This is a genomic window from Candidatus Hydrogenedens sp. (assembly GCA_035378955.1).
Lineage (GTDB): Bacteria > Hydrogenedentota > Hydrogenedentia > Hydrogenedentales > Hydrogenedentaceae > Hydrogenedens.
In genome coordinates, this window is record DAOSUS010000112.1 from 1 (window position 1) to 6,670 (window position 6,670).

A 6,670-nucleotide genomic window follows, 5' to 3' on the forward strand; every position below is an offset into this window, starting at 1 on the left:
TGTTTTCTTGTGTTTCTTTTTCCTGTTGAACAGTACTTATTGAAGCAGGTTTTGTTTCTTCTAATATATTTTTCTCGGATTTTGTTGGAGATGGTGCGACTTTTTGTTCCGAAGAAAAACAAGAAAAAAGAAGGGAAATCAGAACAAAACAAGTTATACTATGAACAACTTTTTTAAAAACACAAATAAAAATAGATTTGTCAATATTATCTATATTATTCCGTTTTAAAACTTTTATTTTCATAAGTTCATGTCTCAAATCAAATTGTTTAATATCTATTTTTTTTATTATAATAAATACAATCTGATAAAAAGAAAAATGAAAAATAGGAATGTTCTCTTGGAAAAAATATTTTTATGGAAGGGGGTAATTTATGCGTAGTATGACGGGGTTTGGAAATGCTTCAGGGATTGTTCGAAACGCAATTGTTTCGTTAGAAATAAATTCTGTAAATCATCGGTCTCTGGAAATATCTATTCGGGTTCCTTCCTTATGGGGACCTATCGAAACTTTTATAAGAGATAAAATACGCCAGAATATAAATCGTGGTAAAATCCATTTCTGGATGCGGAGGCAATCCTCCGAAACAACAGGTCCATCTTTTACCTTTAACGAAAATGTCGTTAAAGAATATTTAGAACATATAAAAAAATTAAAACAAATATTAAATACAGATGAAGAAATCTCCATAAACACATTAATTCAGTTGCCCGGTATATTTGAAACTACAATAACGGATGAGGAAATAGAATTGATTAAGTTAGAGATGGAACCTCTCATTGACCTTGTTATTGAAAATTTAAATAAATCAAGGGAAATAGAAGGTCAGGCTATAAAAAAGCAAATACAGGAACATTTTAATGAACTTCGTTCAGGAATACATATCTTAGAACAAAAGACACCAGAACTGTTAGAACAACAGAAAGAACGCATTCGCACAAAACTTGCGGAAATATCTTTAGACCCATCTATGAAAGAGGAACGATTGGCTATGGAGACCATCCTCTGGGCAGACAAACTTGATATTACCGAAGAAATAAATCGTGTAAATACTCATTTAAGCCGTGCGCATGAACTTTTAGAAATGGAACAAAATGGAAAACCTTTGAATTTTCTTATCCAGGAAATGGGTAGAGAATTGAACACAATAAGTGCTAAATTGCGAGATGCAGACCTTGCATGGCTATTGGTTCAAATGAAAACAGTACTGGAAAAAATCCGAGAACAAATCCAAAATGTGGAGTAAGTCGTGAAAAAGGAAAATTTGATAATTATAGTTTCCGCTCCATCAGGAGTAGGAAAAACTACAGTTATTCAATACCTGATGAAACAAAGGGATAACCTGGCTTTATCCATTTCTGCCACAACAAGAGCTCCTCGTCACGGGGAAAAGCATGGAGTGGATTATTATTTTCTTTCTACCGAAGAGTTTGAAGAAAAAATTAGAAATAATGAATTTGTAGAATATGCTCGTGTCCATGACGATTTATATGGCACTTTATATTCAGAAATCCATCGTCATCTAAATTCCGAAAAGGATTTAATATTGGAATTGGATATTCAAGGAATGCGAAGTATAAAAAACAAATTTCCAAAGGCAGTAACTATTTTTATGCTACCCCCTTCACTAAAAGAGATGGAGTTTCGTTTAAAGAATAGAGGGACGGAAAGTGAAGAAAAAATACAAAAACGATTAAGAAGAGCCTTTGAAGAAATGAAAGTTCGCTCTGAATTCGATTATACTATAGTAAATTATGAGGTGGAACAATCTGCAAAAGACCTGAATGCCATTATTCATGCAGAACACTTAAAGTCTTCGAGAATTGAAATTAATTTAGAATAAATAAAAAAATAATTACAGGAGGATTGTCTTATGCCTGCTCCCTTCTATGTAGATGAATTACGCACAAAGATTGATAGCCTTTATCGGCTGGTAAATGTTGCATCGAAAAGAGTTAATCAAATTATCAAAAGCGAAAAACATGGCTTTGGCAAAAAGAAAAAGCCTACTATCATCGCTATTGATGAAGTCATGGAAGGTAAAATTACCTATCGTAAGAATGAAAAAGAAGACCTTACGGAGATTTAATCGGAATTAGTTAAAATATGTGCTTATCCTTCCAGAACAGGGTTGTTTTATTGGGGGTAAGTGGTTCTATTTCTGCATATAAAGCCTATGAACTTTGCAGTAGAATGGTTCAAAATGGGGCTAAAGTTTATGTTGCTATGACAGAAAGTGCTCAGAAATTGATAGGTCCTGCTACCTTTGAAAGCCTTTCTGGAAATCCTGTTATCACAGGGATGTTTGAACCTTATACATTAGGACCTCTATCTCATATATCTCTAAGTCATGAAGCAAATTTATTTATTGTTGCCCCTGCAACAGCCAATATAATGGCAAAATGTGCCCATGGTATCGCAGATGATTGGATTAGCACGGCACTATTAGCCACCAATGCCCCTATTCTCTGGGCTCCTGCAATGAACCCTCAAATGTATTTAAATCCAGCCACTCAGGCAAACATAGCTCTTTTAAAAGAAAGGGGACATTTTTTTATTGGTCCGGAAACAGGGAAAACAGCCTGTGGGGAAATAGGTCCTGGGCGGATGGCAGAACCTACAAATATTTTTGAGTATGCGGATATATTAATCAATCCAACAAAAGATTTTCAGGGCAAAAAAATTCTTATCACCAGTGGACCTACTCAGGAGCCTATTGACCCTGTAAGATATATTTCTAATCATTCTTCCGGGAAAATGGGGAAAGCACTTGCTATGGAGGCACTCCGAAGAGGAGCAAAAGTTACGGTTATTTCTGGTCCTGCATCGGAACCTCTGCCCTATCATGCAGAAAAAATTTTCGTTCGAACTGCTCAAGAAATGTATGAGGAAACCGTTAAAAGATTTCCAGAGTATGATATTTTTATTGGGTCTGCGGCTGTAGCCGATTATGCTATCAAAGACCCCATGGACGAGAAACATAAGCGAAATGGTTCTATGCATTATTTGGAACTAATCCCAAACCCGGATATAATCAAAAAATTGGGTGAAATAAAAAAGTGCAAACAGATTACTGTAGGATTTGCTGCAGAGACACATCGTCTCATTGAATATGCTCAGGAAAAACTAAAACGAAAAAATTTGGACTTGATTATTGCTAATCAAGTTGGCGGGGAAAATTGTGCTTTTGGTTCTGATTATGTATATGCACTCATGATAACGCCCCATTCACATGATGATAAACCTGAACTTATTCCTAAAGAGGAGTTAACTCATCGTATTTTTAATCGAATTGGAGAGATTTTAAATAATCGTTGATAAGATGGGACGGATAGGACAGAGAGGACACATGGGACAGAGGAAGGAATAGGACAAATAGGACGGATAGGAGGAGTGAGACTTGAACAAAACAGGGATTGTTTTTATTATTTATGAATAAAAATCCTAAAAAAAGTGTATAATCTTTATATGAAATCTAAAAAAGTTTTCTGGTTGTGTTAATTCAACAAAAAATTCAAAAAGGTATTCTATTTTTTTTATCTGGTATTTCATTTGTAATTTTTCTACTACCAGCAAACGGAGAGGTGATAATAAGTCAACAGGTTTCTGGAGAGGCTGTATATATAACCGACACTCATATATACTATATCCCCGGCAAATCTGTTAATATTACCATCTCATTTATTAATAATTCATCTGAAAATGTTCTTGCATTGGGATTACAATGTTTTGTTCCCCAAGGATGGCAATTTCAAGGGACATCCACTGGTAACAATGCTCCTGCTATATACCCACAACCGGGAAAGGTATCTGATGGAACGACACCTTTTGAGTTTGCATGGATAAATATTCCTCCATTTCCTTTCGATTTTACTTTTAGTGTAAACATTCCCTCTGATTTTCAGGGACCCACTCAAATTAATTCGCAAGCATTATATAGATATACAGGTGAGCAATTAACTTCTAATATTGCACAGACTTCATTTGAAGGTGTAGGAATACCTCAGGAAGAGGAAGGGCAAATAGAGGGAGAAGGGGAAGGGGGAAATGATAATATGAGTTGTGCTGAAAAAATCGTTAAGGGATGTTGTTCTGATAATAAAAAAGCAACGCAACAAATAAAAAACATTCTTGTTGATTTATTATTCATGTTAATTGTCATAGGGATTTTAGGTATTTCAATAAGAAGCAATCCTAAGGAATAGAGATGTTATGAAAACTCTAATTATCCATTTAATTTTTTCTCTTGTTTTTATTTTACTATTTGTTCCTGTTACCTTTTCCGAAAGAATATTTTTTATTGCACCGGATGCAGGTATTGTTCAAGAAGTAGTTCCTGAAAAACTACAAAAAGCATGGTATCCTGATGGAATAATTCCTGAGGTCTTCTCTACAAGTTATATCACTTATAACATTGCTTATTCCGACCCAAATGGTTCGGGTTTTAATGACCCGAATCATCCTAATCGCAAAAGATGTTTAGAAGCGGCTTTAAACTATATTTCAAATACATTCAGAACTTCAGGGACTATTGACATTCTGGTTAAGACGAGTGAATATGATGGCACAGGTGCTATTGCTTTTGCGGGAAGTTATGTTTTTGAGAATCAAAAAACATTTAGTAGTTGTTTTTCTCAATTACGGCTGTTGAATGGGACAAAACCTGTCGCCAATGTATCGGAAATTCAGTTAACTGTTGATTTTGGATGGAATTATTATGAAGACCCTGACCATACCACACCTGCTTCCAATCAATTTGATTTATTATCTGTGCTTATACATGAATTCACACACGGATTTGGATTTTTATCTTTTGTAGAACAAGATGGTAAAACCCCGCTCTCATCTAATGGTAAATATTTATATACTGTTTTTGACCAATTTATTTATAAAGGAGATTTAGCCCTTTTTTCTGGAAGTCCTCCTGCATTTCAGGGTGCGCCATCAGATACTACAAGTAATCAACTGGTTTTTAAATCCATCTTTATCCAAAATTTTTTTGGGAACAGTGGACTTGCTATATATTCAAAAAGTCCTTTCGTTGAAGGGACAAGTTTAAATCATTGGGACCCGATTAGGACAGGAATAACAAATGCAGTCATGAATCCTTCTTATACAGCAGGAAGCACCATTCGTGATTATTCTTTAGCAGACCTATGTGCTTTGAAATCCATTGGTTATTCTAACATTCAACTCTCTGATAATGAGGGATTGCAGGAAGGCATAGTCGAAGGGACACAAGAAGGGGTTACAGAAGGAAGCTTAGATGGAGAAGGTTCTATGGAAGGGACACAGGAAGGGACACAAGAAGGGAATATAATAGAAGGTGCAATTCAGGAAGGAACTAATCATGAAGGTTTCCACGAAGGTTATCCAGAGGGGATAGATGAGCCATCGGATAATATCTGTGGTTGTGCCAAAAATCAAAGTATTAAAAAATTTATTTCCGATTTTATTTTATTGGGAATGGTTTTACTTCTTATTTCTCAAAAGAAATATAAAGTAGAGAAAAGGTAACTTTTTCTGTAATCTGTGTTCATTTATGTAATTTTTTGCTATTAAGGAGGGATAATAACTTGTGAAAATGGTATTATTTTTGATAAACTATAAAATCAATTAATAAACTTGGGCAAAGTAATCGGGTATAAAAAAATAAGTAAGAAAGGAATAAAGAAATGACGAAAATTCTTGTTTTAGATAATTTAAGTGCAGAAGGGATTGAAATTTTTAAACAGGCGGGGTTTGAAGTTGATGTAAAACCTCCACAAAAGCCGGAGGAATTAGCACAAATTATTGGTAATTATAACGGTTTGGTGGTTCGTAGCGCTACGAAGGTAACAAAAGAAGCACTTAAGAATGCAAAGAATTTAAAAGTAGTTGGTAGAGCAGGTGCTGGAACTGACAATATTGATAAAGACTTTGCTACACAAATGGGTATTGTAGTGATGAATACACCGGGTGGAAATACGATTTCTGCGTGTGAACATACCTTTGCATTAATATTGGCACTTTGTCGGAATATTCCTTCGGCTCACGATTCTATGATGGCGGGTAAATGGGACCGTAAAAAATATATGGGGGTTGAACTACGAGGGAAAACTTTGGGGATTATTGGTGTAGGAAGAATTGGAGGAGCGGTTGCAAAACGAGCATTAGCGTTTGAAATGAAAGTAATTGCACATGACCCTATTTTAACACCTTTGAAAGCAGAGGCATTAGGGGTAAAATTAGTTAGTCTTGAGGAACTTATTCGGGAATCCGATTTTATCTCCATCCATACGCCTAAAACTGAAAAAACGAATAATATGATTCGTTTGGAACAGTTAAAACAGATGAAACCTAATTGTCGTATAGTAAATTGTGCTCGTGGAGGTATCGTTAATGAGGAAGACCTGGCAACGGCACTTCGTGAGAAGATAATAGCGGGTGCGGCTCTTGATGTCTTTACTTCTGAACCTCCTGTAAACAATCCTTTCTTAGGGTTAGATAATGTAATATTAACACCTCATTTAGCCGCATCCACAGAAGAAGCACAAGTTGTTGTGGCTGTTGATATTGCAAAACAGATGGTTGATTTCCTTACCACAGGTGCTATTGTGAACGCAGTCAATGTGCCGAGCATAGACCCTGAAACAAAGAAATCTATTCAGCCACTTATAGATTTAGGGG

At 35.4% G+C, this 6,670-nt stretch carries 8 protein-coding genes; 7 read left to right on the forward strand and 1 reads right to left on the reverse strand.

The features are described 5' to 3' along the window. Window positions 1–244 (reverse strand): hypothetical protein (locus PLA12_14040; protein ID HOQ33608.1); only part of this gene is annotated, 244 nt, incomplete at its 3' end. 130 nt (window positions 245–374) lie between these two features. Between PLA12_14040 and PLA12_14045 the strand changes: the two genes are divergently transcribed. The 7 genes from PLA12_14045 to PLA12_14075 form a co-directional block, all read left to right on the forward strand. Next, a complete protein-coding gene (locus tag PLA12_14045) occupies window positions 375–1,247 on the forward strand; it encodes a YicC family protein (GenBank protein HOQ33609.1) in 873 nt (290 codons plus the stop codon). A 3-nt stretch (window positions 1,248–1,250) separates the two neighbouring features. Then, window positions 1,251–1,844 carry a guanylate kinase gene (gmk, locus tag PLA12_14050; GenBank protein ID HOQ33610.1) on the forward strand — a complete coding sequence of 198 codons (594 nt, stop codon included), beginning with the start codon at window positions 1,251–1,253 and terminating at the stop codon, window positions 1,842–1,844. A 30-nt stretch (window positions 1,845–1,874) separates the two neighbouring features. Beyond that, window positions 1,875–2,090 carry a DNA-directed RNA polymerase subunit omega gene (rpoZ, locus tag PLA12_14055; protein HOQ33611.1) on the forward strand — a complete coding sequence of 72 codons (216 nt, stop codon included), beginning with the start codon at window positions 1,875–1,877 and terminating at the stop codon, window positions 2,088–2,090. A gap of 17 nt (window positions 2,091–2,107) precedes the next feature. Next, on the forward strand, window positions 2,108–3,319 hold the full coding sequence (gene coaBC, locus PLA12_14060; GenBank protein HOQ33612.1) for a bifunctional phosphopantothenoylcysteine decarboxylase/phosphopantothenate--cysteine ligase CoaBC: 1,212 nt from the start codon (window positions 2,108–2,110) through the stop codon (window positions 3,317–3,319). A 176-nt stretch (window positions 3,320–3,495) separates the two neighbouring features. Beyond that, window positions 3,496–4,206: a hypothetical protein gene (locus tag PLA12_14065; protein ID HOQ33613.1), complete on the forward strand. Its 711-nt coding sequence runs from the start codon at window positions 3,496–3,498 to the stop codon at window positions 4,204–4,206. 7 nt (window positions 4,207–4,213) lie between these two features. Further along, complete coding sequence (locus PLA12_14070) at window positions 4,214–5,518, forward strand: hypothetical protein (protein ID HOQ33614.1); 1,305 nt, start codon at window positions 4,214–4,216, stop codon at window positions 5,516–5,518. A 158-nt stretch (window positions 5,519–5,676) separates the two neighbouring features. Further along, a partial coding sequence (locus PLA12_14075; protein HOQ33615.1) for a hydroxyacid dehydrogenase occupies window positions 5,677–6,670 on the forward strand: 994 nt, incomplete at its 3' end.

What these genes read in the sequence shown, in the direction of transcription:
- PLA12_14045 (HOQ33609.1), top strand. Translation starts at nt 375, where the DNA reads ATGCGTAGTATGACGGGGTTTGGAAATGCTTCAGGGATTGTTCGAAAC.
- rpoZ (HOQ33611.1), top strand. Translation starts at nt 1,875, where the DNA reads ATGCCTGCTCCCTTCTATGTAGATGAATTACGCACAAAGATTGATAGC.
- coaBC (HOQ33612.1), top strand. Translation starts at nt 2,108, where the DNA reads ATGTGCTTATCCTTCCAGAACAGGGTTGTTTTATTGGGGGTAAGTGGT.
- PLA12_14070 (HOQ33614.1), top strand. Translation starts at nt 4,214, where the DNA reads ATGAAAACTCTAATTATCCATTTAATTTTTTCTCTTGTTTTTATTTTA.